At 50.8% G+C, this 25,666-nt stretch carries 46 protein-coding genes and 1 tRNA gene; 29 read left to right on the top strand and 18 right to left on the bottom strand.

The features are described from left to right. Positions 1-45: 45 nt before the first annotated feature. A complete protein-coding gene (locus JMG82_RS05180) occupies positions 46-351 on the top strand; it encodes a F0F1 ATP synthase subunit C (protein WP_201353864.1) in 306 nt (101 codons plus the stop codon). 96 nt (positions 352-447) lie between these two features. Beyond that, positions 448-532, top strand: a tRNA-Leu gene (locus JMG82_RS05175). 14 nt (positions 533-546) lie between these two features. Here JMG82_RS05175 and JMG82_RS05170 read toward each other — a convergent pair. The 16 genes from JMG82_RS05170 to JMG82_RS05100 form a co-directional block, all read right to left on the bottom strand. Then, entirely contained in the window at positions 547-1,584 is a 1,038-nt protein-coding gene (locus JMG82_RS05170) for a tyrosine-type recombinase/integrase (RefSeq protein WP_201353863.1), read from the bottom strand. Next, positions 1,535-1,750 (bottom strand): hypothetical protein, encoded by a 216-nt coding sequence (locus JMG82_RS05165; RefSeq protein ID WP_201353862.1) that lies wholly within the window; start codon positions 1,748-1,750, stop codon positions 1,535-1,537. Before JMG82_RS05165 ends, JMG82_RS05170 begins: the two co-directional genes overlap by 50 nt. An 11-nt stretch (positions 1,751-1,761) precedes the next feature. After that, on the bottom strand, positions 1,762-2,010 hold the full coding sequence (locus JMG82_RS05160) for a hypothetical protein (RefSeq protein WP_201353861.1): 249 nt from the start codon (positions 2,008-2,010) through the stop codon (positions 1,762-1,764). Between the two features lie 45 nt (positions 2,011-2,055). Further along, on the bottom strand, positions 2,056-2,181 hold the full coding sequence (locus JMG82_RS11780; RefSeq protein ID WP_269089358.1) for a hypothetical protein: 126 nt from the start codon (positions 2,179-2,181) through the stop codon (positions 2,056-2,058). Beyond that, a complete protein-coding gene (locus JMG82_RS05155; RefSeq protein ID WP_201353860.1) occupies positions 2,174-2,431 on the bottom strand; it encodes a hypothetical protein in 258 nt (85 codons plus the stop codon). Before JMG82_RS05155 ends, JMG82_RS11780 begins: the two co-directional genes overlap by 8 nt. Before the next feature lie 9 nt (positions 2,432-2,440). Continuing rightward, the gene (locus tag JMG82_RS05150) at positions 2,441-2,926 is read right to left on the bottom strand and encodes a hypothetical protein (protein WP_201353859.1); all 486 of its coding nucleotides are present in this window, start codon (positions 2,924-2,926) and stop codon (positions 2,441-2,443) included. Beyond that, positions 2,923-3,102 carry a hypothetical protein gene (locus JMG82_RS05145; RefSeq protein ID WP_201353858.1) on the bottom strand — a complete coding sequence of 60 codons (180 nt, stop codon included), beginning with the start codon at positions 3,100-3,102 and terminating at the stop codon, positions 2,923-2,925. Before JMG82_RS05145 ends, JMG82_RS05150 begins: the two co-directional genes overlap by 4 nt. Positions 3,103-3,115: 13 nt before the next feature. Next, positions 3,116-3,718: a hypothetical protein gene (locus JMG82_RS05140; protein ID WP_201353857.1), complete on the bottom strand. Its 603-nt coding sequence runs from the start codon at positions 3,716-3,718 to the stop codon at positions 3,116-3,118. 12 nt (positions 3,719-3,730) lie between these two features. Then, complete coding sequence (gene ssb, locus JMG82_RS05135) at positions 3,731-4,285, bottom strand: single-stranded DNA-binding protein (RefSeq protein WP_201353856.1); 555 nt, start codon at positions 4,283-4,285, stop codon at positions 3,731-3,733. Next, the gene (locus JMG82_RS05130; RefSeq protein WP_201353855.1) at positions 4,275-4,949 is read right to left on the bottom strand and encodes an MBL fold metallo-hydrolase; all 675 of its coding nucleotides are present in this window, start codon (positions 4,947-4,949) and stop codon (positions 4,275-4,277) included. Before JMG82_RS05130 ends, ssb begins: the two co-directional genes overlap by 11 nt. Continuing rightward, positions 4,946-5,647: a phage recombination protein Bet gene (gene bet, locus JMG82_RS05125; RefSeq protein WP_201353854.1), complete on the bottom strand. Its 702-nt coding sequence runs from the start codon at positions 5,645-5,647 to the stop codon at positions 4,946-4,948. Before bet ends, JMG82_RS05130 begins: the two co-directional genes overlap by 4 nt. Continuing rightward, positions 5,631-6,515 (bottom strand): DUF1351 domain-containing protein, encoded by an 885-nt coding sequence (locus JMG82_RS05120; protein WP_201353853.1) that lies wholly within the window; start codon positions 6,513-6,515, stop codon positions 5,631-5,633. Before JMG82_RS05120 ends, bet begins: the two co-directional genes overlap by 17 nt. Positions 6,516-6,647: 132 nt before the next feature. Further along, positions 6,648-6,833 carry a hypothetical protein gene (locus tag JMG82_RS05115; RefSeq protein WP_201353852.1) on the bottom strand — a complete coding sequence of 62 codons (186 nt, stop codon included), beginning with the start codon at positions 6,831-6,833 and terminating at the stop codon, positions 6,648-6,650. Continuing rightward, positions 6,830-6,967: a hypothetical protein gene (locus JMG82_RS05110; protein ID WP_201353851.1), complete on the bottom strand. Its 138-nt coding sequence runs from the start codon at positions 6,965-6,967 to the stop codon at positions 6,830-6,832. The genes JMG82_RS05115 and JMG82_RS05110 overlap by 4 nt, the downstream gene beginning before the upstream one ends. Further along, a complete protein-coding gene (locus JMG82_RS05105) occupies positions 6,942-7,154 on the bottom strand; it encodes a hypothetical protein (protein ID WP_201353850.1) in 213 nt (70 codons plus the stop codon). The genes JMG82_RS05110 and JMG82_RS05105 overlap by 26 nt, the downstream gene beginning before the upstream one ends. Before the next feature lie 256 nt (positions 7,155-7,410). Further along, positions 7,411-7,635: a hypothetical protein gene (locus JMG82_RS05100; RefSeq protein ID WP_201353849.1), complete on the bottom strand. Its 225-nt coding sequence runs from the start codon at positions 7,633-7,635 to the stop codon at positions 7,411-7,413. 119 nt (positions 7,636-7,754) lie between these two features. Between JMG82_RS05100 and JMG82_RS05095 the strand changes: the two genes are divergently transcribed. Genes JMG82_RS05095 through JMG82_RS05085 form a run of 3 tightly spaced genes read left to right on the top strand, consistent with a single transcriptional unit; the run spans position 7,755 to position 9,420 of the window. Beyond that, positions 7,755-8,429, top strand: coding sequence for a S24 family peptidase (locus JMG82_RS05095; RefSeq protein ID WP_201353848.1), 675 nt, complete (start codon positions 7,755-7,757; stop codon positions 8,427-8,429). Positions 8,430-8,431: 2 nt separating this feature from the next. After that, positions 8,432-8,854 carry a hypothetical protein gene (locus tag JMG82_RS05090; protein ID WP_201353847.1) on the top strand — a complete coding sequence of 141 codons (423 nt, stop codon included), beginning with the start codon at positions 8,432-8,434 and terminating at the stop codon, positions 8,852-8,854. 2 nt (positions 8,855-8,856) lie between these two features. Continuing rightward, complete coding sequence (locus JMG82_RS05085) at positions 8,857-9,420, top strand: ImmA/IrrE family metallo-endopeptidase (RefSeq protein WP_201353846.1); 564 nt, start codon at positions 8,857-8,859, stop codon at positions 9,418-9,420. Here JMG82_RS05085 and JMG82_RS05080 read toward each other — a convergent pair. Together JMG82_RS05080 and JMG82_RS05075 are read right to left on the bottom strand one after the other, a co-directional pair. Beyond that, positions 9,413-9,778, bottom strand: a complete 366-nt coding sequence (locus JMG82_RS05080; RefSeq protein WP_201353845.1) for a hypothetical protein — start codon at positions 9,776-9,778, stop codon at positions 9,413-9,415. The two genes, JMG82_RS05085 and JMG82_RS05080, sit on opposite strands and share 8 nt — an antisense overlap. Before the next feature lie 26 nt (positions 9,779-9,804). Then, positions 9,805-10,374 carry an SHOCT domain-containing protein gene (locus JMG82_RS05075; RefSeq protein ID WP_201353844.1) on the bottom strand — a complete coding sequence of 190 codons (570 nt, stop codon included), beginning with the start codon at positions 10,372-10,374 and terminating at the stop codon, positions 9,805-9,807. 254 nt (positions 10,375-10,628) lie between these two features. Between JMG82_RS05075 and JMG82_RS05070 the strand changes: the two genes are divergently transcribed. From JMG82_RS05070 to JMG82_RS04955, 24 genes are all read left to right on the top strand, one after another. After that, positions 10,629-11,126, top strand: coding sequence for a phage regulatory CII family protein (locus tag JMG82_RS05070; RefSeq protein ID WP_201353843.1), 498 nt, complete (start codon positions 10,629-10,631; stop codon positions 11,124-11,126). Continuing rightward, a complete protein-coding gene (locus JMG82_RS05065; RefSeq protein ID WP_201353842.1) occupies positions 11,123-11,356 on the top strand; it encodes a helix-turn-helix domain-containing protein in 234 nt (77 codons plus the stop codon). The genes JMG82_RS05070 and JMG82_RS05065 overlap by 4 nt, the downstream gene beginning before the upstream one ends. Beyond that, the gene (locus tag JMG82_RS05060) at positions 11,353-12,249 is read left to right on the top strand and encodes a helix-turn-helix domain-containing protein (protein WP_201353841.1); all 897 of its coding nucleotides are present in this window, start codon (positions 11,353-11,355) and stop codon (positions 12,247-12,249) included. Before JMG82_RS05065 ends, JMG82_RS05060 begins: the two co-directional genes overlap by 4 nt. Continuing rightward, entirely contained in the window at positions 12,249-13,061 is an 813-nt protein-coding gene (locus tag JMG82_RS05055; protein WP_201353840.1) for an AAA family ATPase, read from the top strand. The genes JMG82_RS05060 and JMG82_RS05055 overlap by 1 nt, the downstream gene beginning before the upstream one ends. A 47-nt stretch (positions 13,062-13,108) precedes the next feature. Next, positions 13,109-13,879: a hypothetical protein gene (locus JMG82_RS05050; protein ID WP_201353839.1), complete on the top strand. Its 771-nt coding sequence runs from the start codon at positions 13,109-13,111 to the stop codon at positions 13,877-13,879. A gap of 4 nt (positions 13,880-13,883) precedes the next feature. Beyond that, positions 13,884-14,162, top strand: coding sequence for a hypothetical protein (locus JMG82_RS05045; RefSeq protein WP_201353838.1), 279 nt, complete (start codon positions 13,884-13,886; stop codon positions 14,160-14,162). Between the two features lie 5 nt (positions 14,163-14,167). Then, positions 14,168-14,863, top strand: a complete 696-nt coding sequence (locus JMG82_RS05040) for a DNA cytosine methyltransferase (protein WP_201353837.1) — start codon at positions 14,168-14,170, stop codon at positions 14,861-14,863. Next, a complete protein-coding gene (locus JMG82_RS05035; protein WP_201353836.1) occupies positions 14,860-15,102 on the top strand; it encodes a hypothetical protein in 243 nt (80 codons plus the stop codon). Before JMG82_RS05040 ends, JMG82_RS05035 begins: the two co-directional genes overlap by 4 nt. Position 15,103: 1 nt before the next feature. Next, the gene (locus JMG82_RS05030) at positions 15,104-15,436 is read left to right on the top strand and encodes a hypothetical protein (RefSeq protein ID WP_201353835.1); all 333 of its coding nucleotides are present in this window, start codon (positions 15,104-15,106) and stop codon (positions 15,434-15,436) included. Continuing rightward, positions 15,436-15,837 carry a hypothetical protein gene (locus JMG82_RS05025; RefSeq protein WP_201353834.1) on the top strand — a complete coding sequence of 134 codons (402 nt, stop codon included), beginning with the start codon at positions 15,436-15,438 and terminating at the stop codon, positions 15,835-15,837. Before JMG82_RS05030 ends, JMG82_RS05025 begins: the two co-directional genes overlap by 1 nt. Further along, positions 15,834-16,217 (top strand): RusA family crossover junction endodeoxyribonuclease, encoded by a 384-nt coding sequence (locus JMG82_RS05020; protein WP_201353833.1) that lies wholly within the window; start codon positions 15,834-15,836, stop codon positions 16,215-16,217. The genes JMG82_RS05025 and JMG82_RS05020 overlap by 4 nt, the downstream gene beginning before the upstream one ends. Further along, a complete protein-coding gene (locus JMG82_RS05015) occupies positions 16,214-16,477 on the top strand; it encodes a DUF3310 domain-containing protein (protein ID WP_201353832.1) in 264 nt (87 codons plus the stop codon). Before JMG82_RS05020 ends, JMG82_RS05015 begins: the two co-directional genes overlap by 4 nt. Further along, positions 16,474-17,205, top strand: a complete 732-nt coding sequence (locus tag JMG82_RS05010) for a phage tail protein (protein WP_201353831.1) — start codon at positions 16,474-16,476, stop codon at positions 17,203-17,205. The genes JMG82_RS05015 and JMG82_RS05010 overlap by 4 nt, the downstream gene beginning before the upstream one ends. A gap of 84 nt (positions 17,206-17,289) precedes the next feature. After that, complete coding sequence (locus JMG82_RS05005; protein ID WP_201353830.1) at positions 17,290-17,808, top strand: hypothetical protein; 519 nt, start codon at positions 17,290-17,292, stop codon at positions 17,806-17,808. Beyond that, the gene (locus tag JMG82_RS05000) at positions 17,723-19,522 is read left to right on the top strand and encodes a phage terminase large subunit family protein (protein ID WP_201353829.1); all 1,800 of its coding nucleotides are present in this window, start codon (positions 17,723-17,725) and stop codon (positions 19,520-19,522) included. Before JMG82_RS05005 ends, JMG82_RS05000 begins: the two co-directional genes overlap by 86 nt. A 9-nt stretch (positions 19,523-19,531) precedes the next feature. Continuing rightward, entirely contained in the window at positions 19,532-19,729 is a 198-nt protein-coding gene (locus JMG82_RS04995; protein ID WP_201353828.1) for a hypothetical protein, read from the top strand. A gap of 45 nt (positions 19,730-19,774) precedes the next feature. Continuing rightward, positions 19,775-20,023 carry a hypothetical protein gene (locus JMG82_RS04990; RefSeq protein WP_201353827.1) on the top strand — a complete coding sequence of 83 codons (249 nt, stop codon included), beginning with the start codon at positions 19,775-19,777 and terminating at the stop codon, positions 20,021-20,023. Further along, positions 20,010-21,398: a phage portal protein gene (locus JMG82_RS04985; protein WP_201353826.1), complete on the top strand. Its 1,389-nt coding sequence runs from the start codon at positions 20,010-20,012 to the stop codon at positions 21,396-21,398. Before JMG82_RS04990 ends, JMG82_RS04985 begins: the two co-directional genes overlap by 14 nt. A gap of 59 nt (positions 21,399-21,457) precedes the next feature. Continuing rightward, positions 21,458-23,404 carry a phage major capsid protein gene (locus JMG82_RS04980; protein ID WP_201353825.1) on the top strand — a complete coding sequence of 649 codons (1,947 nt, stop codon included), beginning with the start codon at positions 21,458-21,460 and terminating at the stop codon, positions 23,402-23,404. Between the two features lie 10 nt (positions 23,405-23,414). Next, positions 23,415-23,756: a DUF2190 family protein gene (locus JMG82_RS04975; protein ID WP_201353824.1), complete on the top strand. Its 342-nt coding sequence runs from the start codon at positions 23,415-23,417 to the stop codon at positions 23,754-23,756. A gap of 3 nt (positions 23,757-23,759) precedes the next feature. Next, entirely contained in the window at positions 23,760-24,062 is a 303-nt protein-coding gene (locus tag JMG82_RS04970) for a hypothetical protein (RefSeq protein ID WP_201353823.1), read from the top strand. Then, a complete protein-coding gene (locus JMG82_RS04965; protein WP_201353822.1) occupies positions 24,062-24,358 on the top strand; it encodes a hypothetical protein in 297 nt (98 codons plus the stop codon). Before JMG82_RS04970 ends, JMG82_RS04965 begins: the two co-directional genes overlap by 1 nt. Before the next feature lie 9 nt (positions 24,359-24,367). Next, positions 24,368-25,288: a phage tail tube protein gene (locus JMG82_RS04960; RefSeq protein WP_201353821.1), complete on the top strand. Its 921-nt coding sequence runs from the start codon at positions 24,368-24,370 to the stop codon at positions 25,286-25,288. Between the two features lie 70 nt (positions 25,289-25,358). After that, on the top strand, positions 25,359-25,664 hold the full coding sequence (locus JMG82_RS04955) for a hypothetical protein (protein WP_201353820.1): 306 nt from the start codon (positions 25,359-25,361) through the stop codon (positions 25,662-25,664). Positions 25,665-25,666: the final 2 nt, after the last annotated feature.

The raw sequence follows: 25,666 nt of genomic DNA, 5'->3' as shown, positions 1-25,666 counted from the left end.
CCGGAGCGCCGTTTTCCGGAAACAAAATTTCACAGGAGCTTTTCGATGAAAAAGTTTTTTCTTTTGATGGTTGCATTTGCAGGGTTTGCATTTGCAGGCGAAGGTGAGTCCATGATTCAGGCGTACAGTGTCGTAGCAGCAGGTGTGGGCCTCGGTCTTGCAGCTGCCGGTGGTGCCCTTGGTATGGGTAATACTGCTGCAGCGACAATCGCGGGTACGGCACGCAACCCAGGCCTCGGTGGCAAGCTGATGACTACAATGTTCATCGCCCTCGCGATGATCGAAGCACAGGTCATCTATACTCTCGTCATCGCCCTGATCGCACTTTATGCAAACCCGTTCCTCGGATAATAGCAGGATTTTTCAAAACGGTCGCGTCACTCTTGACGCGGCCATTTTTTTTTGCTAAAATTTCGGCCTCTTAACAACAACTACCTATCGACAGATGCGCAGGTGGTGGAATCGGTAGACACGCTGTCTTGAGGGGGCAGTGGCTTCGGCCGTGCGAGTTCAAGTCTCGCTCTGCGCACCATAACTTCGGTATTTTCAGCCACTTTGTGCCAAAAGTGTGCCAAAATCATCTCCAAACGGATCAAAATCAGCATTTATCAACTCTGACTTCACATGCTTCGCATAGCAGTTAAATATCATCTGCGGTGACGTATGCCCGACCCATTTCGCAATGGTCATGACTGGATAGTGCCCGCTATTGAGCATCGTTACTATGAATGTGTGGCGCATGTTGTACATTCGTCTGTATGGCACACCAGCCCGTCGCAACGTTGACTTCCATTCTGACTCGTTCAATCGCAACGTATCCGGTAACGGTTTGCCATCTTTCATGAAAACGTATCCATTGCGAAGCCCAGTCAACCCATACTGGTTACGAAGCGCTGGTTCAAGCGACGGAAGTATCGGAATGATGCGCCTGCTTCCATCGGTTTTGGTATCACCGTTCATTCCCTTCCGTCTCGTTCTGCGGACATGAATGGTTTTCGCGTTGAAGTCGATATCGTCCCATTTCAGCCCGGCGATCTCCCCGGTGCGCATACCGGTGTAGAATCCAAGCATTACGAGGTTTTTGAACCATCCATCGGCCGTTGCGATGATGCGTTCCATTTCGCTTGGCGTGAACGGCTCTATCTCCGGTTTTTTCAGCTTCGGTTTGCGAAGTTTTTTCGCGGGGTTATCAGTGATCTCGTCATCATAGACGGCTTCCTGGAAGATGCCGCGCAAAACGGTATGGTAGTCTCGTTCCGTCTTTGGCGATACATCGAGCGAATCAAGCCATTTTGAAAGATTGGATACTTTGATGTCGCCTATTGGCATGTCTCCAAACTTTGCGCATACAGATGATACGATCCTGGCATATTTTTGAAAAGAACTCGGCTTCACCTCGATTTCTTTGTTCCGAAGGTACATTCTGGCAAAATAGCCAAAGTCTTTAGCAGGACGGTAGTCTGCGTATTCAGACTCAACGATTCGCCTGTTGTACGGCGTATCTTTCAGCCCGGTAGACGTTCTTCCAAGACCTTCAGCCCGTAAATCGACGTAAAGCGTGCCGTTTCGCGTGTAAATTCTCATACTTGCTCCTTACCCACGCTTCGACGGCATCCTCGTCATAGAGTATTGTACGGGCCGTCGGCTTAAAATAATGAGTGCCCTCTTTCAATTCTGTGGCGCGGAGTTTCTGAAGGTACTCTTTGCTCACACCCCACTGTTTACTTAAAACATCCTCTCCTATCAACATGGCATCTTCCTTCACGCTACGATTTCCAAAATCTCCTCGACCGTGACTCGCTTCTGGCTATGCAGCCATCGTCGAAACGCCTCTTTCAGTTCGCCTTTTGTCGTGACGATGATTGTGCTGTCGTCGTCATCGGTCGTGATCTCATTGAGCTGTTTTTGTTTGACTGTTGTTTGATTCCTTTTCTTGGCCAATGCCTCAACCGAAGCATCATCGACGATTTTTGCCTTGATATCGCCTTTCAGGTAGCCTTTGTTGATCATGTTGCGAACGCCTGTCTCGTTCTTGTATCCCAATGCTTTCGCTGCTTATTCAAATGTCATATCATTCCTTTTTGCGTAGTTTTCAATAATTGCGTCTGTTCCTTTTGTGTTGAGTGCGATCTTTTTCGCCTTCTCTTCCAGCACATGCGCGCTGTCTGCAAGGTCAACCATTGCGTCTCCTTTTCCATTTTTCGAACCTATCGATCTTTTTGCGCTTGGAGTGGATCACGCCGTGGATATGACGAATGAGGTTCGTCGCGTTCATGCTCCTGTCTCGCTGCGGCATGAGATCATCCACATGCTTTTCCAGCAGTTCGATTTCGCGGTACTTCTCTTCTATCAGCCCATCGACGGTTTTGCCGAGGGCCTTGGCGTATTCGTCGATGGTGCAGCCATAGATGTCGTCGAGCGTGTATGCCATTGTTTCTCCTTACGCCACATGCAAAATCTTGTCGTCGATATGCGCCGCGTCGCTCTTGTAGACGCGATTGACGATCTTTTCTGCGTAATCGACAGCTGCTTTTATGATGTCTCTGTCATCCACATAAAGCGCAACGGCATCGAACATATCGCAAACGTCCATGATTTTTGCGACCGGGAATCTTTTCATTCCGCTTTTATCGTATGAATTTCCGATTATCGATAACGCGAAGATCATAGCGTTCGGCCTCTCGCGTCCTTCTCTCTCGTAGGCGTTGAGAGCTATTTTTGCCGCGTTTCGCATGGTCTTTGAACCGCGATACATATTCATCAGGAATTTCATCGTGTTGTACGCCTGGACGATCATGCGATCGTAAATGCCCAGGTCTTTCAGCGTCGTGGTTTTTTCAAGCACCTGCTCGATGGCGTCATGGGCGATGATGATGCATGCCAGTTCGCGTTCGACGGTTCTCGCGCTGCTCTTTTTGCTCTTCATCGTTTTCCTTTTGACGGCAGGTATTTGAGCCAGCCGTTTTTTGGCGAGCATTGGCTCTCCTCGATGGCGCGCATCATGAACGCCTTGTCAGGCGCGATCTCTTTTGCGCGCTGGTAATGGCGGCAATGCTCTTTCTTGTCGCATGCGAGTTGTGCGCAGTAGGTTTCTTCGGTCATGGTTGCCTCCGTATCAAGATGCAAATTTCCAGTAATAGCCATTAACCCTGTCAGGACAACCAGTTTTTAATGAACGCCGCATTGAATACCCAATATCTCGTACTGCACTTCTGAATGAAACATATTTCTTTATTAACTTGCGATCACCATTAAGGCACAAAACAGGCTTACATATTTTTCCGCTTGTCCCTTTTCCGTTCACAATATCGTTTATCTGATGTTCTCTGTTTTCTTTCCATGTAACAAGACGAATATTGTCAAAGGAATATGGTTTAAAATCATCTATCCTATCTACGGACGGCTTGAGGTCTTTTTTGTAGCCGTGTTTAACCCAATTGTCATAAAGCTCACGAAACCCATTTCTATACAACCATTCTGTAAATTCTTTTTTTGAATATTGTGGTAGTGGCATCTTTCTTTGCTTTGAGTTTGATTTCTGTGTTTTATAAATTATACGAATAACGCCTTTCTCTGTATTGTCGTATTTTCCATAATTTTTCCTAACATCTATTTTTGTGCATTCTTTGCATTTGTTCAAGTGGCCATCTTTCATCTTTTTGTGTCTATAAAATGATGAAAGTGGCTTTATTTCATTGCATTTAAAGCATCTTTTCATCTTTCATCTCCCTTAGATAACATGGATATATTGTTTGCCTTCGGAGAGTCCGATGTAGGCAAATGGGATGTCACTATCGTCGTACTCAATGGGCGGCATTTGCGCCTGTTGCGGAGCCTGTTGCTGTTGCTGTTGTTGTTGCGGTGGTGTCTGCTGTGGATCTTGGCCGCCCTGCTGTGGATCTTGGCCGCCCTGCTGTGGATCTTGGCCGCCCTGCTGTGGATCTTGTCCCCCAGCTTGGCCCTTGCCGTCCAGCATCTTGAGGTTTTCGACAGTCACGACGTGCTTGGAGCGTTTCTGTCCGCTTTGGTCTGTCCACTGCTCCAGGCTCAGGCGGCCTTCCAGCAGGACTTTGGAGCCTTTGTGGAGATACTGGTTTGCGATCTCCGCACTGCGCCCCCAGATGGTGAAGTCGATGAACATCACCTCCTCTTTCTGCTGGCCGCTCTGGTCCTTCCATTTGCGGTTTGTGGCGATGCCGCCTTTGGCTACCGCTTGGCCGCTTGGGGTGTAGCGTAGCTCTATTTGGCGGGTGAGGTTGCCTACCAGGATGATTTTATTGAACATATCTTGCCCTTTCGCAATTATTTTTCAGGTACTCCAGTACCGCCTCTTTGGTGGAGTTGCCGATGTGTACTGGGATGAGTCGCCTGATACGGTTTTCCTGGACGAAGCGGACGGTCTGTTGGACGGAGAGGTGCGTTTCGACAGCCCTTGCGAGATGGGTATATTCGCCGTGGAACTTCGCCTCTTCGATGATGGCGTTTGCCAGCTGCATTTCGTAATTGCACTCGATCGTGGCCGTATCGTAATCCATCGCCGTGATGCCGTTTAGATGGGCGGTGTCGGTGGCGTGGAAGTGTAGATGATCTCCACGTCTGATGCGCCATCCTATGTTTTGCACGTCGTGGTAGAGCGTCACAGGCACGACGTAGTGGCCGGATGGAAGTTTGGCCATTTCGCTGATGGTGAGTATCTGCTCCTGCGGCATGCCCATCGATGCGAGCCTTTCGCGCAGGAAATCCCCGCAGACGAAAAGGCACTCCTTTTCGACCGCCAGCTTTCGGATGGTCGAAGGGTTGAAATGGTCTCCGTGGATATGGGTGAGCAATACAGTTTCGATATCATAATCCTTGAGCATCGCATAGGACACGCCAGCATCGATGAGTAGACGGTCGTCGATCAAGATGGCGTTGCCGTCAGAACCGGTGTTGATTATGTCGATTTTCATGCCGGTACATCGTTCATGTCGATTTCTTCTATTTCGGCATCGATTGGGGCAGCCTGTTGGAACGGGTCTGGCTGCGATACGGCATGCTGTTCCGACTGTTTGTGTGGTGCGGCATCCTCTTTCCAGGCTTCGTCTTCGTCGATCATGCCACCGAGGTCTTCGACAAATGTTTCTCTCAATGCCCTCACCAATGCGACCTTTTCGACCATCGTCGCACCTTTTGTGGCCCAGTTGGAGTTGAGTTCGCCGTTGCCTTTTCGTTGCGCCACTTCGTCGAATGAAACGGTGATATAGGTGGGATGATGCCAGTCCTTTCGGTAGACTTTTGCCCAACCGCCTACAAGTGCTTCGTCGGGCAAATGGAACGTTCCGCGACGCTCCTCGATGGTGCCGTCCGGCTTTTGTACGATGATGCCCTGTTCGCGTCCGTCAAACTGCGGGTGATTGATGGCGCGTTTGAGGATCGCGTCTTTACCGACGACGATTTGGGCGGGGTTGTTGCCGTATTTGATGATGTACGCCTCTTTCAGAAACGGATTCAGTTTTCGGGCCTTGCAGAGTTCGGTGAAGAGTTTGAACTCCGGCATGGTGATATTGGCGCCATTGGTTAGGTAATCTGTTACGATTTTCGGAGTGAGTTTGATTTCTGTATCGCCGATGTTGTATCGGACGACCGCTTTTTCATTTAACTGACTCATAAGTGATTCCTTTTTGTTGCATAAATTGTTTTAGTTCCGCCATCTGTTCCATCGTTGCCGTGATGGTGAAGGTGGCGCGGTAGCGTTTGGACGGTTGCAGATTCATCTCTATCTGCGGTTCGGGCTGTTGGATGGACGCTTGTGTCGCGGCCATTTGTGGTGCGACGGTCTCGACGTAGGCGCGATCCTGTTCGGCTTCTTTCTTTTGACTTGCCTCTTCGCGCTCTTTTTTCAAACGCTCCTGTTCTTCACGCTGCTTTCTGATCGCCTCTTCGCGCTGGATCTCGATATTCACTTCCGCGATGGCGGCGGCCAGGTCTTTGATGCGCTGGTATTTGGCCAGGACGCGTTCTTTGTGCTCCAGCGTCTCAATGGTCTGCAAGTCCGCTTCGACGCGGCCCAAGTATTCATCAATCTGATCTTTGTAGAATTTGTCGGATTTGGAGCGGATAATATTAAGACCGATATCGTCGAAGGTTAGCCATTCGTGTTTGCTGTGCTCATCGAAGTAGGTTTTGATCGCTTCGATTTTTCGCTGCAAGATTTCGCTCTCAACCGCTGCCACCTTTTCTTTCAGTGTCGCATCTGCATCTTTGAACAGGCAGGCGATATGCTCTTTGTAGGCAGCCTCGAAGTCGTTATACGGCTTCAGGATCATGTCTTTGACCATTTTGCGCTTTTCTTCGAGGTCTTTGAACTCCCTCGATAGCTCCGCTCTGGTAGATTTGATAATTTTTAAATTGTTTTCGTTCGCCTCGATATTGTCAATATCCAGGGTTGCGATGCGTTGGGCGATCTCTTTGCCCTTTGCTTCGATCAGGTCGTAGGCGATGATCGGTTTTTGCTTCAGTTCGATAATATTGCTCATAACTCCACCTTTATCCATTTTCCTGCGACGTTGCGATACACGACATCGCCGCTCTTTTTCTTGATCCTTTCGATGTTGCACAATCAGGCAAGCACGATTAGAAAAACTGTCGTCACGAGAATTGTTTCCATTTCACTTTCCTGTCTGTTTAATGCGTTCGTCACGCATCTTTTCCAGCAGCTTTGCTTTTTGCCTGTATATATCCTTCATCACTTTCGATTTCGGGCTGTTTTCCGAGCGGTCATACGCCCGAAGGACGCTTGCGGCCAGGTTGTCCACGAGCGCGTCGAAGTCGTTGATGTCGATCGTGATCTTCATCGGTTTCTCCAGTATGTTATAATTTCGACGTATTCATTTTTGATGCCTGCCACCAGCGCGCGACCGGCCAAGATCAACGCGCTGGTGACGAGCGCAGCCTGTCCTATATCACCAATCATGACCATTGTTTTCATTAAGTTTCTCCTTGAGTGCCTCATTTTCGGCTTTTAGCCGCTTGTTGATAAATTCGAGATGTTCGATCTGCTGCAGTGTCGTTGCCGCAACATGCGTGATTGACGCCTGCAGCGTGTCCAAATGCGTCCGAAGCCGACTGGTCAGCGCATGGATCGTTTCAATCTCGTCCCTTATGTCCGCATCCATTTCCACCTCCTTATCCACTTGACGTTGTAGATGAACCCGTAGATGGTCGCCGCCGCGTACTTGTCAATCCCTTTTCTCACAATCGTGATCATGGTGGCTCCTTTGAGTGCTCTGCACGGCCACAACTGATATGGCCGTGGTGGAACGCTCTTCTCCCTCTCTGCCTCGCTCGGGAGTCTCTTAGCCGGTTGCCTGGCACCGGCTGGGTTGTGATAGATCAGAGCCGACGGCTCAATAGGGAAGCCCGCGGGCCGCCCTATGAAACGTCGAAGTCCAGCTTGTTCTCTTCGATGAATTTGACGATCTTCTCGTCGAGCGGAGTTCGTTTTCCGTCCGGGCGCTTCAGCCCGGCGTAAATGCGTTGTCGAAGCGCCATCTCGGTAGTGCCGATCTCTTCTGCCGCCATTTCCGCGCATCTGCCTGTTTTATAAAGCTCATGTTTGAACCGTTGCCAGCTTGACAGGTTTAATGTCTTCGTCACGAACCTACCTTTCTTTCAAGATGTCTTGTTATAATTGTTTACATTATGGGAATGTAAATAAACTGTTAGGTTGATTATAAACCAAAAGGTAGATAAATGTCAAGCATTTGGTGGATAATATGACAGAAATTGGCAAAAGATTTCATGAAGCGATGACGAAAGTCTATGGAACAGATAGATATGGAAATATAATTGCAAATGAGTATGGAATAAGCCCGCAGGCTGTCAGCAAATTCAAAAAAGCAAAAAAATTGACTGATAATATGAAACGGATCGCCGCAGAGAAGGGCATCTATCTACCGTGGCTTGAATACGGCGCTGGAGATATGTTTGGCAATAAACAGTTATCCAGTGCTCCTTCCAATACCGTATCCATCCCATTCTACCCCGATATCTACGCTTCAGCTGGCGGCGGCGCGTACAATTACGACACCGCGCCGAAAAAAGTGCCAGTATCCATAGAGTTCATCACCGAAATCCTCGGCCTGCCGTCGTATGAAGGGCTGCATCTCATCACTGCGGTCGGCGACAGCATGAGCCCGACGATAGAGAGTGGCGACCGGCTCTATGTGCTCAATTATGAGCAGGACGGCGGCCAGTTGAGAGACGGCGGCATCTATGTCATTCAAACCCCGATGGGCGTGCTGGTGAAGAGGGTATACATCAAGCCGGCTGACAAGGTGATCGTCCTGCATAGCGACAACAGCAACGTTGGGGATGAGCGGATCACAGGCGACGAGCTGGATGACTGCATCATCGTCGGGCGCGTTGTTGGCGGGGTGAGGAAGTATTGATTATGGATGCAAATATTTCACTTGCTGACATACTTACATCAACTAACAATATGTTAACGCTTGCAGGGGATGTTCTTTCCCATTCTGACAGCGTATTGACTATATATTTAGGAATAATTACCATTCTAACAGTGATTGTAACTATTATACTTCAAGTGTTTCTTGCAAGAGACAAGAAAAAACAAATTACAGAGGCAGTAGCAAAAGTTGTAGAACAAATATCAAAAAATAACGAAATAAAAGACTCATTAATTGCGTCTATTCTTGGAGATGAAGAATTTAAAGAAAAATTTAATGCATTGATAGATGCAAGTGTGAATGATAAACTTGATAATAAACTAAAGGATATGGTAAAAGAAGATATGGTAAAAAAAGTTGTAGGCGAAAAAGTAAAGGAGACGCTCAAGAAAGGGATAGGAGAATAAGCATGTGTGGAATTGATTTCGAAAAAATATCAAAAATTAGTCCAAATAAATTATTAGAAATATCCGGTATAGTTAAGCCTCCAGTAGACCCTTATTTAATCGCGGAAAAAATCGGAATAAAAGTCGATGAGTCGTTAGATTGGGATAAATTAACATATGATGGAGAGATATATTTATCTAAAACAGGTTGTCCTGAGATTTGGATCAATCCTACCGATCATATAAATCGGCGAAAATTTACTCTTGCCCATGAAATAGGTCATCTCGTTTATGATGTTATACCAAATATTGACAAATTCAAAGACCCAATAAAAGATGATTATACAACATTAAGACGTGGCGCAACTCGTGATTTAAAAGAGGTGGTTGCCAATAGATATGCAGCAAATTTGTTGATGCCTGAAACGATGATTATAGATATTGGATCAAAAATCCTTGAAGAGTATAGAGAATCTGAAAAAAAAGAAAAAATACCAAGAGATTTGTTTATAAAAATAATGGCAAAAAAATTTGAAGTATCTGAGCAGGCAATGGAGATTAGATTAAAAACATTGAATATTATTTAATCGCCCTGATCCTTCCCATCTCGTCTATCACGAACAGATAAATTCCATACCTCTTCGCCAACGCCTTGATGCGCCCTATGTAGCGGTCGTCCTTCGGCGTTTCACTGATCAGCACAATCCCAGGACGCTTGCCCGTCATCATCGCATAGTAAAGCGCCTGGCCGACGCTCTCGAACGCTTTGTGCCCGAAATCCACTTCGAACGAATAGGTAGGCGTCTGGCAGTCCACGCGCGTGCCGTCTTTTAGCCGATACTCCATCTTGCCGTGCACCTTTTCGCAGAAGATGCGCTGATAGTGTTTTTCGTGGTGTGTGGAGTGGGCGAAACTGTTAGTTAGCGAAATTACAACAAGCAACAATATGAATTTTGTGAATTTATTCAATTTTATATTCTGCTTAATAGCTTCTCTTTTTTGTTATTAAATTCTTCTTCGGTCAACACTCCCTTTTCGTAAAGATTTGATAGTTTTTCCAATGCTTCTATCGTTTCCTTCTCTGAAGTTCCTTTTTGTGTTGAAGAAGATTTATTTATTTTGTATTTTTCAAGCAGCGGAGTTGAATCAATAGAGTAAAACAAAATTTTTGCAAGATCGCGCTGCCTATTTGCTACAATCTTCGCGTTCCCGTCTGTCGCGATAAATCTAAATTGGTCATCTACCTCAATACTATCAAGAGACGGAAATAATTTTCTAATATCAAACTTCAATTTTTCCCATTCGTCCTCGCTACTAATAGGGATCGAAACGTTTTTGTCATTAAAAGTATTGCCATTGTTCTTATTGTCTCCTGTTTTTTGTGCGTCACCTGCTATCAAAAGATATAGAAAAACTATCAACGGCGAAAAGAAAATAGATGCTATGAAATAAGCAATCCCGCTCCTGTGGAGTTTTTCTGCATACATTGCTACCAGAAAGCAAAACACAAAAAATGCCAACCAAAATCCGATCGAGCCCATAACCATACTCCTTTCCTTGACATATATCTACCAATTAGTTTATAATCAACTAATAGGTTGATTAACCTATGCATCCGATCCAGCCACCGACCAAAGTTTAGGGATCGGAAAAACACCGAGGTGCGCTCCAATGATAACAAAACTTCACTGAAGCGCTTCACTCCTTTTTCAATGCCGGCCCTGAGTGAAAAATCCCCCCCCACGGATTGTGGGGGCCGGCAGGCATTGAAAAGGCAATATCCGTGGGGGATATCATGATCCAAAAACACCGCTTCATCTACAAAGCGGTCGCCGAAGCCGTCGAGGGTTTCGGAAACCGCCACCACCTTCAGGCGCGCGCGCATTTCGCGCCGCTTCTCGGATACCGGGGGCCGAACGGCCACATCCAGGTATCGTCCATGCTCAACTGCACCACATACAACCCGGCCAATCCCAAGCGCATGAGCGTCGATCAGCTCGCCGTGCTGCTTTACGAACTCGACGAAGAGGGCAGGGAAGATGTCTTGAGCGCCATTCTCGACGAGTACGGCTACAACCTCTGCAAGGCGCCAGACGCGCCACAGACAGAAGCTGACACCATTCACGTCCTGCAAATGACGCTCGGCATCGACAGCGTTCACGGCGATCTCGCGAAAACGCTCTTCGAAGCGTTGGAGGACGGGACCATCGACGAAGACGAGAGCGAAGCGATCAGAAAAGCGACGTTCAATCTGCGCAAAGCGATCAGGGAGCTTGAGGAGATGCTGAAATGAGCCAGTGTGAAATGATCCTACATCATCTGCTTGACGGCAAATCGATAAGCGCCATCGAAGCGCTCAACGACTTTGGCTGCTTTCGTCTGGCGGCACGGATTGACGAGCTGCGAAACGACGGCTACGACATCCGCACAGAAATGGTCGAGAACAAAGCGACAGGCAAGCGATTCGCGCGGTACTGGATGCCGAAAGATGAAATTGAACGGATTAAGGATGTGGCGGCATGAGCTGGGACGCATTATCTTGGGCATCGAAACAAAAGACTGGAAAACCACAAAAAAAACTGCTGCTTTTACTGCTTGCGGATCGGTCGAATGACGATGGCTACTGTTGGCCGTCATTGAACAGAATCGTTGCCGATTCTGAACTTTCAAAAAAGACCGTTATCAAGTATCTGAAAGAGCTTGAAGCTGACGGCTTTATAAGAATTATTCATAGAACAAAGGACGGAACATCCCTTCCAAATCACTACCAAATAAACATGAACGGGGTAGTTAAAGACGCGGGGGGGGTAGTGGAGGACGTACACCAGGGTAGTGTAGGAGCTACACCAGGGGGTAGTGTAGGAGCTACACCCGAACCTGTAATTACTGAACCCGTAAGAGAACCACACACCATACCCTCTCAGCAAGGAACAGCCAAACAGGACGGGCAAAGCGGCTGGAGAGAGTGTGATTTTTCCGTTGAAGATGTTCAGCATAGGAAAACAGCAAAGCCAACCGGTGACGAACGAAACAACACCGAAAGCTCCACACGTCCCAAAAGCACTGAATGCAAAACAGACCAAAAGGAGCATTCTTCCTTAGCCGGAGAAAATAACCCGGGGATTACCGCGCGCGCACGCGAAGCCGCCGACCGCGCCAAAGCCACCGGCGTGCTGAATGTCATCAAGGCCGAATGCTTCCACATGGGGGCCAAGGGGCGGCTGCCGCAAAACGAGTACCTGAACGCTTTGGAGTACGCGCTGAAGATAGACGACCCAAAGCGATTCGTCCAGGCGTTTAAAGCGCATATCGCCGAAAAAGGGCGTTACGCGATGAAGCTCGTCAATTTCATGGCTGACTACGTCGCCAGCGCGAAACCGGCCAAAAAGCGCAAAAACTACGTCGAGGTGATGTGATGAAGATCGAGATGCTCTCCTCCATCGAACCGTCCGAAGCGTCGTTCATTCTTACAAGCTTCATGCCGATCCCGCGCAATGCCGTGACGCTGCTGTCGTCTGCCGGGGGTGTTGGAAAGACGAGGCTTGCGCTCATCATGGCGGCCAGGCACGTCATGGAGACCGGGGAGGTCAGCGCGTTGTGGCTGACGGAAGACTATCCCGGGCAAGTGCGGGCGATTTTCAACGCAATGGCGGCAGACGGCCTGGTCAATCCCGACGCATTGCCGAAGATGGCGCTGATACTTGACGCGCCGCCGCAATTGGCGAAGCGGGAAATGGGGCTTTTCAAGGCCAACTACGACGAAATCCAAAAGATCGGCGACAGGCTCATCGACATTGGCGCGAGGTTCGTGGTATTCGATCCGCTGCTGGCATTTTATGGCGGGAACGAAAACGACAACTCCGAAGCGCGTGTATTCATCCAGGCGTTCGCGGAATGGGCGAAAGCGTCTCAGATCACGACGCTCATTATCCACCACGCCAACAAAGACGGAGCCAGCAGGGGCGCGACGGCGTTTCACGATGGCGTGAGGGCGCGGTACGAATTGTCGTTCATCGTTGACGACGAAGGGGAACCAGACATAGACAAGCTGGAGATGGGTTATCGAAAGTGCGCGCTCAAAAAGGACAACTGGGGCGTACGGAAGCATCTTTGGAAGCTGACGGACGGCAAAGACCATTTCGAAATCAAAATCGCCACACCGATGCATCGACCTGAACCTAAAACCGAAGGCATGGTCGTGATCGACTTCCCGGAGAATGTGGCATGAGTTTTGCGGATTGCAATATCAACATTTCAGCTACAAATGACCCAAGTATGGCGGTGGCCGAAGGATTCAAGCCGTATTCCGTCATGTTCGACGATTTTGTGCGGGTTCTGAAGATGCGTGGGCGGTACAGTCCATTCTGGTTCATGGGCGATTACCGCAAAGGCGAAAACAGGATCGCCGACAGCACCAATGCCATCGTACTCGACTTCGACGACGGCATGAGCATCGAGGAGTTCAAAAAACGCATCTATCCCAATGCGGCGTTCATCGGCACGACCAAGAGCCATCGGAAGGAGAAGAACGGCAAAGTGTGCGACCGCTTTCGCGCCATCGTTCCGCTGCTGACGGCGATGGACATCCCGAATGACGAATACTCGATGACGATGGAGGAGATTTACCGCCATTTCCCAGGCGTGGACACAGGATGCAAAGACGCGGCGCGGGCATACGCCGGCAACCCCGAAGCGCAGACCGAGTTTTTGTACGGGGAGTTTTTCGACTGGGAGCCGTTTTTGGAACGGGCGAAACAGCGTATCGAGCTGGCGCGGTGGGCGCAGGAGCAGAAGCACAAAGCCTTGAGCGCGAAAGAGCGTGATGGCGACATATTCAAAGCGATGAAGGCGCGGTTCAACAGAATTTACGAAACCGGCAACCGAAACAACGCCGTCGCCGACATCATACTATGGGGCAAAAAGGAGGGCGTGGATTACGGGACGATAGAGCGGTTCGTCACAGATTTGGTGCACTCAAGCGGCGATCCACTGCCAGATCGTGAATTGAGGCAGCTGTTCAAGTACCACTTCAGGAGATCGGCATGATCGCATGGATTTTGAGGCTGACGGACGGAACCAGGCTGAAGGAGATTATCGTAAATATTTTGGCGAGAATTTGGGAGTTAACGCGATGAGCAGAAAACGAAACCAAAATCAGGAAAGACCAACCTTCCGCTTCACCGCGATGTGCGCACACTGCAAGCGAGTATGGGAGAGCGAGGATTTGAGCGATATGCCAGACATCTGCGACAGGTGCGGCGCGTTGATCGTCGTCAACGATCACCGGATGATGATGAGCCGGTCAAAAGAGGAATTGGAGGCGATGTGAATGAGTTGGCTTTATTCGCGGGCGCTGGCGGAGGCATACTTGGCGGCAAAATCCTCGATTGGCGAACGGTCTGTGCGGTCGAGATCGACGAGTATGCCAGACATGTACTCGTCGCACGTCAGAACGACGGAACGTTCGACCCGTTCCCGATATGGGATGACGTGCGAACGTTTGACGGAAGACCGTGGAGAGGCATTGTTGACGTGGTTTCGGGAGGCTTCCCGTGCCAGGACATCTCCATCGCCGGAAAAGGAAAAGGACTTGAAGGAGAGCGAAGCGGGCTCTGGTCGGAAATGGCGAGAATTATCGGTGAAGTACGACCCAGATACGTCTTCGTGGAAAACTCACCGATGCTTGTTTCCAGGGGACTCGATCGAGTGCTTGCCGACCTTGCCGCGCTTCGGCTTAATGCGGTATGGGGAGTTGTGGGAGCGGACGACGCCGGCGCTTCACACCGTAGAAAGAGATTGTGGATATTGGCCTACGCCGACGGTATGCGGGAATTACAACAGACCGAAAGACGGGACGAACAGCGGGACTGGGTTGGCGACTGCCGTAGGTGGCCGCCTGAACCCGGAGTGGGTCGAGTGGTTGATGGCTTGGCCCATCGGACACACCGACTTAAAGCCCTTGGAAACGGACAGGTTCCGAGAGTGGTGGCGATGGCATGGAGAATTTTGATGCGGGAGGCGATGGGATGAACGAGAAACTGCGAGAAGAAGCGAAGGCATGGAAAGAGAAGATCGAGACGATGCTGGAGAAAGAGGCGCCAAACGCTTTCGTCGGCGACATCAAAATGTGCGCCAGTCTGTTAGACGACGACTGGACGATCTTAGTCAACATCCATGAGGCGTCGCCACAGGATTACGAGTTGCAAAAGAGGGTCTATGACGCCATCGGGCGCGATGATTTACCGATTGAGGTTTTTTTGGAGTGGTGAGATGACAAAAGCCGAACAGACCCGATGGAACAAGCCAAAGAGCCTAAAGCGCATGTCGCCGGAGCACCTGCAGGCCTTCCGCTCATGGCTCTTCCTGACATTCCCGACATGCCAGATATGCGGAAGCCACGCCTCATGCGAAGCACACCACGCCAAATACGGTCGCAGCGGAGCCGACAAGGACGACCGCACGCTGGTGGCGCTCTGCCATCCATGCCACTACGAAATCCACCACGGCAAAGACGGCTATGCGGCGCTTGGTGTGAGTCGGGAGGACGTGGAGAGGATCGGCGAGAAGAATTACGAGCGGTATATCGTGGAGGAGATGCTGTAATGCCGATCGTCACAATGCAGGTCATCAACGGACAGCCGATCTTCAAAGATCGCGACGTACTCGAATCGCTCAACGACGGATACTACCAGGTCAAGATCACGAACATGGACTACCGCACGATCAAACAAAACGCGGCGATGCATCTTTACTTCACGATGGTGGCAGACGCGCTCAACGAAGCGGGGCTTGACATGAAGCAGGTGATCAAAGCCGACGTGCCGTGGAGCCCGTCAAGCGTCAAAGAGGTGATGTGGAAGCGGTTGCAAAAGGCGATGCTTGGCAAAGAGAGCACCACGAAGCTCAAAAAAGAGGAGATAGACAAGGTGTACGACGTGATGAACAGATTGCTTGGAGAAAAATTCGGTATTCACGTGCCGTTTCCGTCAAAGGAGATGATGTGATCCGATTGACGCTCCCGCTCCCGACCTACGTCAAAGCAGGACGGCAGAAGCTGCTGACGATGAACGACTACCGCAACATCCACTACCGCGTATCCGCTGAAGCGAAACGGACGTACAAAGAGATTGCATGGGCACACCTACGACCACACCGCCGCAAACATTACGACCGCGTCCATATCCACTACACGATCTTTTTCGAGACGAATCACCGAAAAGACATAGGCAACGTAGGAGCGGTCATCGACAAATTCTTCAGCGACGCACTGGTGGACGCGAAGATCATCCCGGACGACTGCCAGCGAAATATCACGGCCATTTCGTTCGAATACGGAGGCATCGGGCCGGAGCGCGTCGAAATCGACATAAAGGAGGTGGCATGACACAAGCGGACGGGATTATGGCGGTGATCGACGCCATTGGAAACAAAGACCAAGACAATCCGATCGAACCGAAGCACTACACAGAAATGGCAATCAGCCCGCTGGAATACATCGAGGCGAACGAAAAGGAAGGATGGAGCTGGGCCATCATGAACGTCATCAAATACGTCAGCAGGCACAAGCGCAAGAACGGCATCGAGGATCTGAAGAAGGCGGCATGGTATCTTCAGCACGAGATCGAAAGGCTGGAGAGAAGATGAACATAGACATCAGGTCGAACATCAGACAGTACATCAAAGCGTTTGGGAAAATAGCCAGCAATGACATCCCGTACGCGACGATGGTTGCGATGAACAACATCGCATTCGACGCGCTTGGCACGATCAAAAAAGAGATCGGTGCGAAACTCAATATCAAGGGAAAATCAATACCATCCGCGTGGCGTGTCAAAAAAGCGACCAAAGCGAAGCCATACGCAGAACTGTACGTCGATGAATGGAGCTGGCAGTACAAAGTGCTGAAGCATCACTACACAGGCGGCGACCGCGCGCGAAAGGGAATGGAGAAAGCGATGATCCACATGGGATTGATGCGTCAGGATCAGATACTCACACCACCGCCTGGCGTAAAGATCAAGCCGCATACCTATGTTGAGATGATGAGCCAGCTAAAGCTGTTCTACAAGGCAGGGTTCATGGCGAACGAAACGAAGGCGAGCAGAAAAAGAAGGGAGAGACTGAGAAAGAAAGGCGTGAGGTATTTCGCAATCCCGTGGCATTCCTCAGGGCATATGCACCCAGGAGTCTATGCGAGAGTGCCAGGCATAAACCATCCTGTCTGCATGTTGCGCATAGCCGATAAGCCCAACTATCAGAAGAGGCTGCATGACGTGGCAATCGTGCGAAAGGTTATCGAGCGAAGAGGGCAGAAGCATTTCTCCGAAGCGTTCGCCAGGGCGATGGCAAAGCGGAAGGAGATGGGATGGTGACGGGTCCTTCCTGGCATGATGGCGGTGCGGGTAGTGGCGGCCCCGATCTTTTTTTAGCTGAAGCGAAAATTAAAAAGGTGAGATATGGCAGAGCTGTACGGGTCTGACGCCGATCTTGGCGATTTTCTTGGTATTTCGCCGCAGACGGTCAAGCGGTACCGCGATGATGGGATTTTGCCGCCAAAAAAGCGTGGCAGCGGCACGCCGATCAAAAAGTCGATTCAGCAGTATATCGACCATCTCAAAACAGGCGACGAAAAGCCGCTTGAGCGTGAGAAGATCAGGCTTACGGCGGCGCAGGCGGACGAGCGCGAGCTGATCGTCAAGGAGTTGCGTGGCGAATTGATTCGAACGCCACTTGTTATCGAGACGTGGCAGGCATATACCGCTAACGCGCGCGGCAAGCTGCTAACCATTCCGACCAAGGCGGCGGGGAAACTGGTAAGCGAAACCGAAACGAGCGTCATAGAGGAAATCTTGACGGATCACATTCATGAAGCATTGAAGGAATTGGCGAATGACGGACTACCTGAATCGTATCGAAAACGTCTGGCGGAAAGCCATGGCGGTGATGGCCCCGCCGCCGAAACTGAAAGTAAGTGAATGGGCCGATAGGTACCGTATGTTGTCCGCCGAAGCGAGTGCGGAGCCCGGTCGGTGGGACACGAGCAGAGCGGAATACCAGCGTGACATAATGGACGCTTTCGTCGATCCGTCCATCCACACCATCGTTTGGATGTCGAGCGCCCAGACTGGCAAAACGGAGCAGCTGCTCAATATTATCGGCTATTTCATCTCTCAAGACCCGTCGCCAATCTTGATGCTTCAGCCTACGCTTGAAATGGCGCAAACCTTCTCAAAAGACCGTCTGGCCCCGATGATTCGAGATACCAAAGCATTGCACGGGCTCATCGACTACAAGGCGCGTGCAAGCGGAAACACGATTCTGCACAAAACCTTTCCCGGGGGCCATATCACGATGGCGGGAGCGAACTCTCCGGCTTCGCTGGCTTCAAGACCGGTGCGCATCGTGCTTTGCGACGAGATCGATCGCTATCCTCCAAGCGCCGGTGCGGAGGGCGACCCTGTCAACCTGGCCTTCAAGCGTTCCACGACCTTTTGGAACAAAAAGCGGATGCTTGTCTCAACCCCGACTATCAAAGGCCTGTCGCGCATTGAGATGGCTTACGAAGAGAGCGACAAGCGCAAATTTCACGTGCCATGCCCGCAGTGTGGCAAAACGCAGGTGCTGAAGTGGAGCAACGTCGTGTGGGAAAATGATGACCCGTTCACCGCAGCGTATGCCTGCGAAGCGTGCGGGTCGCTATGGTCGGACGCGCAAAGATGGGGCGCGGTAACAAAAGGGCGGTGGATCGCCGATAGAGAGACCAACGGAGTGGCGGGATTTTGGCTGAACGAAATCTACAGCCCGTGGGTGAAGCTCTCCGAAATGGCGGCCAACTTCCTGGAAGCCAAAAAGAGCCCCCACACCCTCAAAACCTTCGTCAACACCTCATTGGGCGAGACGTGGGAGGAGGACCAGGGCGAGGGGGTGGACGACATCGACTTTTCGCAGCATGTCTCCGATTACGAAAAGGTGCCGGCAAAGGCCGCCGTGCTGGTCGCGGGAGTGGATGTGCAGGACGATCGCCTGGAAGGGGAGATCAAAGCTTTCGGAGAGGGTGAGGAGAGCTGGGGCATCAAACCCTTCGTTATCCACGGCAGCCCGGCGCTCGATAGCACGTGGCAACAATTGGAGGATATCATCTTCGACGAATACGACAGCGAGCTTGGCGTGAAGCTGCCGGTTTCTTGCACCTGCATCGACTCAGGCGGCCACTTCACCGACGAGGTGTACAAGTTTTGCAAGCGGCACGCCATGCGGCGCGTCTATGCCGTCAAGGGCTCTTCCACGCCAGGCAAACCGATCGTGTCGCGCCCGTCGACATCGAACAAATACGGCGTGAAGCTCTTCATGGTCGGCACCGATACCGCCAAAGAGCTCATCTATGCCAGGCTGAAAATCGAAGAGCACTCACCAGGCTATTACCACTTCAGCGATCGGTACGACGCGGAATATTTCGCGCAGCTGACCGCCGAGAAGGTCGTAACGCGCTACCACAAAGGCTTTCAGCGCAGAGAGTGGGTCAAAACGCGCGCCCGCAACGAAGCGCTGGACATCAACGTCTATGCGCTTGCGGCGGTGCGGATACTCAACCCAAACTACAAGGCGGTGGCGCATCGGCATAAAAACGGTATCAATAGGCCAAAAAGAAAAAAACGCAGGCAAACAGACAATTGGGGTGACATCATTTAAAGGGGAATCATGGCTGGGCGCAGAAAAGATGTTTTGGACTCCTCACTCACTTTGCATTTGACGGTAAAAGAACGCACGAATCGCGTGCTTTTCGAACTTGCGAAAGAGAATGAGGCCACAAAGAGCAAGATTTTGGAGATGCTTTTGAAGGAGAGCCCTCCATTTAAACAAAAATACGAAGAATTGAAAAAGAACGGCATACTTTAGTCGACTATAAATCTTTTCTCGAAACTGCCACAATTTCATCAGCATATGAAAAAAGGGGCGATTTTGGCGCAAACACTTGGCGAACAACTTGATGAAGTGCAGGCAGCCATAACTGCTTCGCTGAAAGGCCACAGGATGGAAATTGGCGACAAAAGCATCGAGCATGTTTCGCTCTCGAAACTTCAGGAACGTGAAGCATACCTGATTGACAAGATCGCCAAATACGGACGTGATCACATCCCAGGATCATCCACAGGACCTCTTCCAAGAAAGGCTCGCATTGTCTTTTCGTGATTCACTCAGAAGGTTCATCGCAAGGCAGGCCGCAAAAATCGTAAGAAGTTACTACGAGGGCGGCAAACGCACCACCAACCGCGACTTCAACAATTCCGTCAATGCTCCGTTCGAGGCGACCGCTGCAATGGACCGCGACACGATGCGGGCCCGCGCCAGGTGGCTGCACGAAAACAACGGCATCATGGCAAACATCGACGCCGCAATAGTCAACAACACCGTTGGCAACGGCTTGAAGCTGCAGATCAAAAGCGAAGATAAAAATCTCAACCGCCGCATCGAAAAATTGTGGGAGCGCTGGTGCGAAAAAGAGTTTTGCGATATGACGCGCCGACTTCATTTTGGCGATATGCAGCGCGTTATTCTCGCGCAACGTATGATGGACGGGGAAATCATTGTCGCAAAACGGTATCCGAAAGACAGGAAAAACCCATTTCGTCTTCAGCTTGTTGAAGCTGACCGCATCGACTCGACGCTGCAAAACTATAACGACGCCGACGGCATCTATGCCGACGGCATCATTCTCGACAAAGACGGCGCGCCCAAGCGCTATGTTATCCGTCAGGAGAATTTCAAGAGCAAAGAGATCCCAGCCGCCAACATTATCCACTACTTCAAGATAACAAATCGCGCCACCCAGTATCGCGGCATCTCCGAATATCGCCAAAGCATCATCGACCTGCGCAACTTCGCTGGGTATCAGAGCGCATTTATCAAAGCAGCACGGGCGCGTGCGAACGTGGCCTATTTCATCGAGACCGCCGACCTTGAGGCGAGGCTGGCCGCCAAAGACGCCGGGCTTGACGGCGACCCGATCGAGGATATCAACGATATTATCGTCGAGTACCTATCTCCGGGCGAAAAGCCCCATTTGCTGGCAGCGAATATGAACGGCGACGATCACGAGCGTTTCGTCAAGAGCGCGGTTCGACTCATCGCCGTCAGCCGTCAAGTCAGTTACGAGCTGGCCTTCAGGGACTATTCGCAGGTCAACTTCTCCAGCGCAAGGGCCTCCATCATCCAGGACCACAAGCGCTTCTCCCACGAGCAGGTGCATCTGGTCACCTATGTTTTGCGCCCCATCTTCAACGAGTGGCTGATGCGCAATGTCTACGCAGGAAACATAGAGGGGCTGAGCGCGGTAAGCCTGGAAAACAACCGCGATGATTTTGCGCCTGTTTGGATACCGCCAAAGCGGGAGTGGGTCGATCCGCTCAAGGACATCAAGGCGATCGAAGCCGAACTGAACCTTGGCATCACCACGCTCAAACAGGTGGCCGGAAGCCGCGGGGAGGATTTGGAGGACTTGATCGCTCAACGCAAAGAGGAGATCAGGATGCTCAAAGAGGCCGGGATACAGGCGGATGATGTTTAGTCGACTATTAAACGGATCGAGGTTTTGTGAAAATGGCTAAAACGAAAAAAAGGAGCGCTATGCCGAGACGCAAGCTAAATGCGGAAAAAATCGTCGGCGGGACGTTGAACAGACGCGCCGCGATTGACAAAACCGCCATCGATACAGAAACCCGGCGCGTTTCGATTCTGATATCAACCGAAACGCCAATCCGACGCACCGATTGGTGGAGCGGCGAAAAATACGATGAAGTTCTTCTTCACGGGGAAGAGAACATAGACCTCACCAGGGCAGGTTCAGCCAAATTGCGCTGGATGCACGGCTCAGGCAGGTACGGGGAGCTTCCTATCGGCAGACTCGAGAATGTGCGTCTTGAAAATCGAGAACTTCGAGCCGACGCAGTTTTTTCCACGGTAAACCCAGACGCAGACATGCTGTGGCGCATGGTGGAGGAGGGCACGCTGACTGAAATATCCGTCGGGGGAGTGAAACGCGAGGTCAGGATCACGGAGCGCGACGGCGATGTGCCGCTCGTAGAGGTGACGCGATGGGAATTCCAGGAAGCGTCTTTGGTCGACATCGGTGCCGATCCATCAGCTAGCATCGGTAGAAAACAACAAGAAGGAGAGACGATGGACAAAATCGAAGAACTGAAGCGGCAGCTTGCCGCATTGCGAAAGGGTGGCGCCGACGCAGAAGCGATCGAGCGCAAAATGGATGAGATCACGCGGGCTATCGAGGCCATCGGAGGCGATCTCGCTGCGTTCAAAAAAGAGAATGCCGATCTGAAGCGACGCGACGAGATCAAGAGTCTCGCGTCAAAGCACGGCGACATTCTGACGGAAGAGGAACTGCAGCGTTTTCTCGACTACGAAAACAAGAGCGCTGACGATCTCGCCAGATATCTGCTCGACAGACAGAGCGCAAAAGACGTTAGCCCAGGGCACATGCAGGGAGTGCAGGTAGGAGACGACAGCAAAAAAGAGGAGATCATGCGCGCAGCTACCGACGCATTGATCATTCGCTCCGGCGTCAAACTCGACAATCCGCACGACGGCAGCCGTGAGTTCATGGCCGCAAATCTCAGCGACATCATGCGGGCGGTGACGGGATATGACGGATACAGCCGTGACGAGATGATCAAGCGCGCCATGAGCACAAGCGATTTTCCCGTTCTTCTCGGCAATGTGGCGAACCGTGTGCTTTCCGCAGCCTACGAAGAGGCAGAGGGAACATTTGACATTTGGACCGCATCGACGGAACTGCCCGACTTCAAAACACGGACAGAGGCAAGTCGTGGACGCCTTGCTGGACGATTGCGCAAGCTGACGGAATACGGAGAGACGAAAAAGAAAGAGTCGAAAGAGAATTCCGAAAGCTGGCGACTTTACAGCTATGGCGACGAAGTGACGCTTAGCCGAGAAATGATCATCAACGACGATCTTGGCGCGTTCACCGACCTTGTTCAGGATTTTGCGCGCATGGCAAAGCGCACCGCCAACGGGCTGGTCTACGACCTGCTGCAGAAGAAGGGCGAATTCGCTTCCTACAAAATGGCCGACGGCAAACCGATTTTCGACGCAGCGCACAACAATGTCGCCGCATCGGGCGCACAGCCGTCAATCGACACGCTGACCCAGGGGCGAATCAAAATGCGCCGACAGAAAGATGCCGCGGGAACAGCGCTCAATATCAACCCTCGGTATATCATCGCAGCGCCGGAGAACGAGACCCTTGTGAGGCAGCTTCTTACGAGCGAAGCGGCAATGGGGCAAGACAACCCAGGTGTCGTAAACCCGTTCCGCGGCGCACTCGATATTGTCGTCGATGCGGAGCTCGATGCCGATCCGTGGTACCTTGCCGCGAGCCGGCGCACCATCAAGGTCGGATATCTCGCCGGAACTGGCCGACGTCCCATCGTCGCTGAAAAAGAGCGCAACCTGCGCTATGTGACTTACGAATGCGTGTTCGACTTCGGACTCTTTGCGGAAGACTTCCGCGGACTTTACAAAAACGCCGGTGCATAAGGAGTAGATAATGGCAAAACAAGCAGTCGAAATCCAGGAAGGTAAAACGATCGATTACGATCTCGCGGCCGACACAAACGTCGGCGACATTGTGGAGCTCGGAGACGGAATGGTAGGCATCGCAACCGTTTCCGGCGTAAGCGGAGAGACGATCGCGCTGAAAATCGAGGGTGTGTATGAAATCGCCGCCGCCACAGCCGACGCGATCGCAGTCGGGGACGAGCTTTACTTCGACGCGACAAACGGGGTCGTCACCAAGACATCGACGGACAATACGCGCGCGGGACGTGCGGTAAGCGCGAAAGCCGCCAGCACAACCGGTTCGGTTTACGTCAAGATCAACGCGGCATAAAGCATGGCCCTCGTCGATGCGATGAACGATGCATTGCCGAGCATGTATAGCGCGCTCGGTATTCCTGTTACGGCGATAATAGGAGGCGTTTCAAAAACCATGCATCTTGTTCGCGTCGACAATTACGAGATCGATCTCCATGAATACGAAACATATAGGGCCGCATACGATGATGCGAAAAATATACAAAAGGGCGACACTATCATCATACCTGACGAAAACGAAGAGATCGGAGAGCGAATAGTATCTGTCGCAAACACCAAGCGGACGAGCGATGGCCTTGAGATCATCATAGGGGTCGAATAATGTCCATTGCGATGCAAACAGAAGCTGAAGCGACGCAGAAGATAATCGATTTTTGTTCGCAGCGATTGACTGGGCATCAAATATCTCCATTGAGACGAGATCCAGATCAGGAATGGGGATATCTGATTCATTATGCAGTGATAATCAAGGATGGTGGATTCGATCCTCAGTTCATATCAGACGTATATGATTTCTGCGTACAAAGTGACGGCCTTTTCGAATTTGGCGGCACCACGCGGGAGATATCAGATCTCGATTTTGAAACATTGATAATTGTGGCAAAAGTGACACCATAAGGAGCAAAAATGGCTTATCAGCTGACAAACAAACAAGTTCTGCTTGCTAAATACGGAGGCACCCCGACAACGTCCGATGTTGTTACGCTGGCAGAAAACACATTCTTCAACACCACGATCAAGAATGGAACCATCAAGGAAATAGGCACTGGCGCGCTTGGAGCTGAAAAGGGATTCGTGATTCCCGATTGGACTGCTGCCGACGGAACGATTACGGCGATCATGAAGGCGACTGGGGCTGCCGGCACACCTCCGAAACTTTCCGAGATGTACAAAATATGCGGTTTGACTGAAACCATAGACACGACTGCCGGAGAAGAAAAGGTCACATATACGCCGATGACGCAAATGGGACAAACCGGGGAGATAATCAGCTATATCGATGGGGAGAAGCGCACAATTACAGGTGTCGTTTCAAACCTGAAGATCAATTTTACGGTCGGGGAGCTTGTCAGAATAGCGTTCGACATAAAGGGGTTCACGGATGCCGAGCCAGTCCTTGAGGCAAATCCATCGGCGACGATCGACGGCAATTCGAATTTTGTTGTCAAGAGCGTATCCGCAGTGACGATCGACGGGGCAACAATCAATCTGACAAGTGCAGATTTCGATCTTGGCAATCAGATCGACGAAATCTACGCTATTGGGAAAAAAGAGTATGTCATTACGGATTTCATGCCTACCATTACCATCAACGAAATAAAGCAGCGCGACTCTATCGATCACTGGACAGACCTCAAAAACGAAAACGTCAAAGCATTCGTCGTCAGCCTTGGCTCCTCAAGCGGAGAAAAGGTCACATTCACGGCAAATTACTGCAAATATTCCGGCATAAACGAAAGCGACGACAATGGCAAGGTGGTCATCGAGCGATCTTTCCGATGCGAGAGCAATGCCGGTGGCGACAATTTTGAAATCAAATATGAATGATAATGGCGGCCTCGTGCAGTGAGCCGCCCTGTGAAATCGCTGCACAAAATCACTGCACAAAGGATATGGAATGAAACTTCAAGCGAAGCGTCTTTTTATCGAGTTCGAGTACGAGTATCTTGACGGATCGTCTGCTTCGTTCAGATATATGGAGCCGACGACGGAGTTGATCGACGGAGGCATAGACATTCGGGACGCGGATGTCAAAGAAAAAATGGAATATGCGAAAAAGGCGCTTCGCTCCTGTCTTTCAGGGAACGAAAACGATATTGAAAAAATGATTGCTGAGCTGACGACACACGCGAATATCTACAAGTTCAAGGTCACGCTTGACGAGGCGCTGGGAAAGCTCAAAGCCGAAGGGTCGAACGGCTAATA

This window comes from Hydrogenimonas urashimensis, assembly GCF_016593255.1.
Lineage (GTDB): Bacteria > Campylobacterota > Campylobacteria > Campylobacterales > Hydrogenimonadaceae > Hydrogenimonas > Hydrogenimonas urashimensis.
The sequence above is the reverse complement of the archived record's forward strand: the minus strand, read 5'-3'. Positions and strand labels throughout refer to the sequence as shown.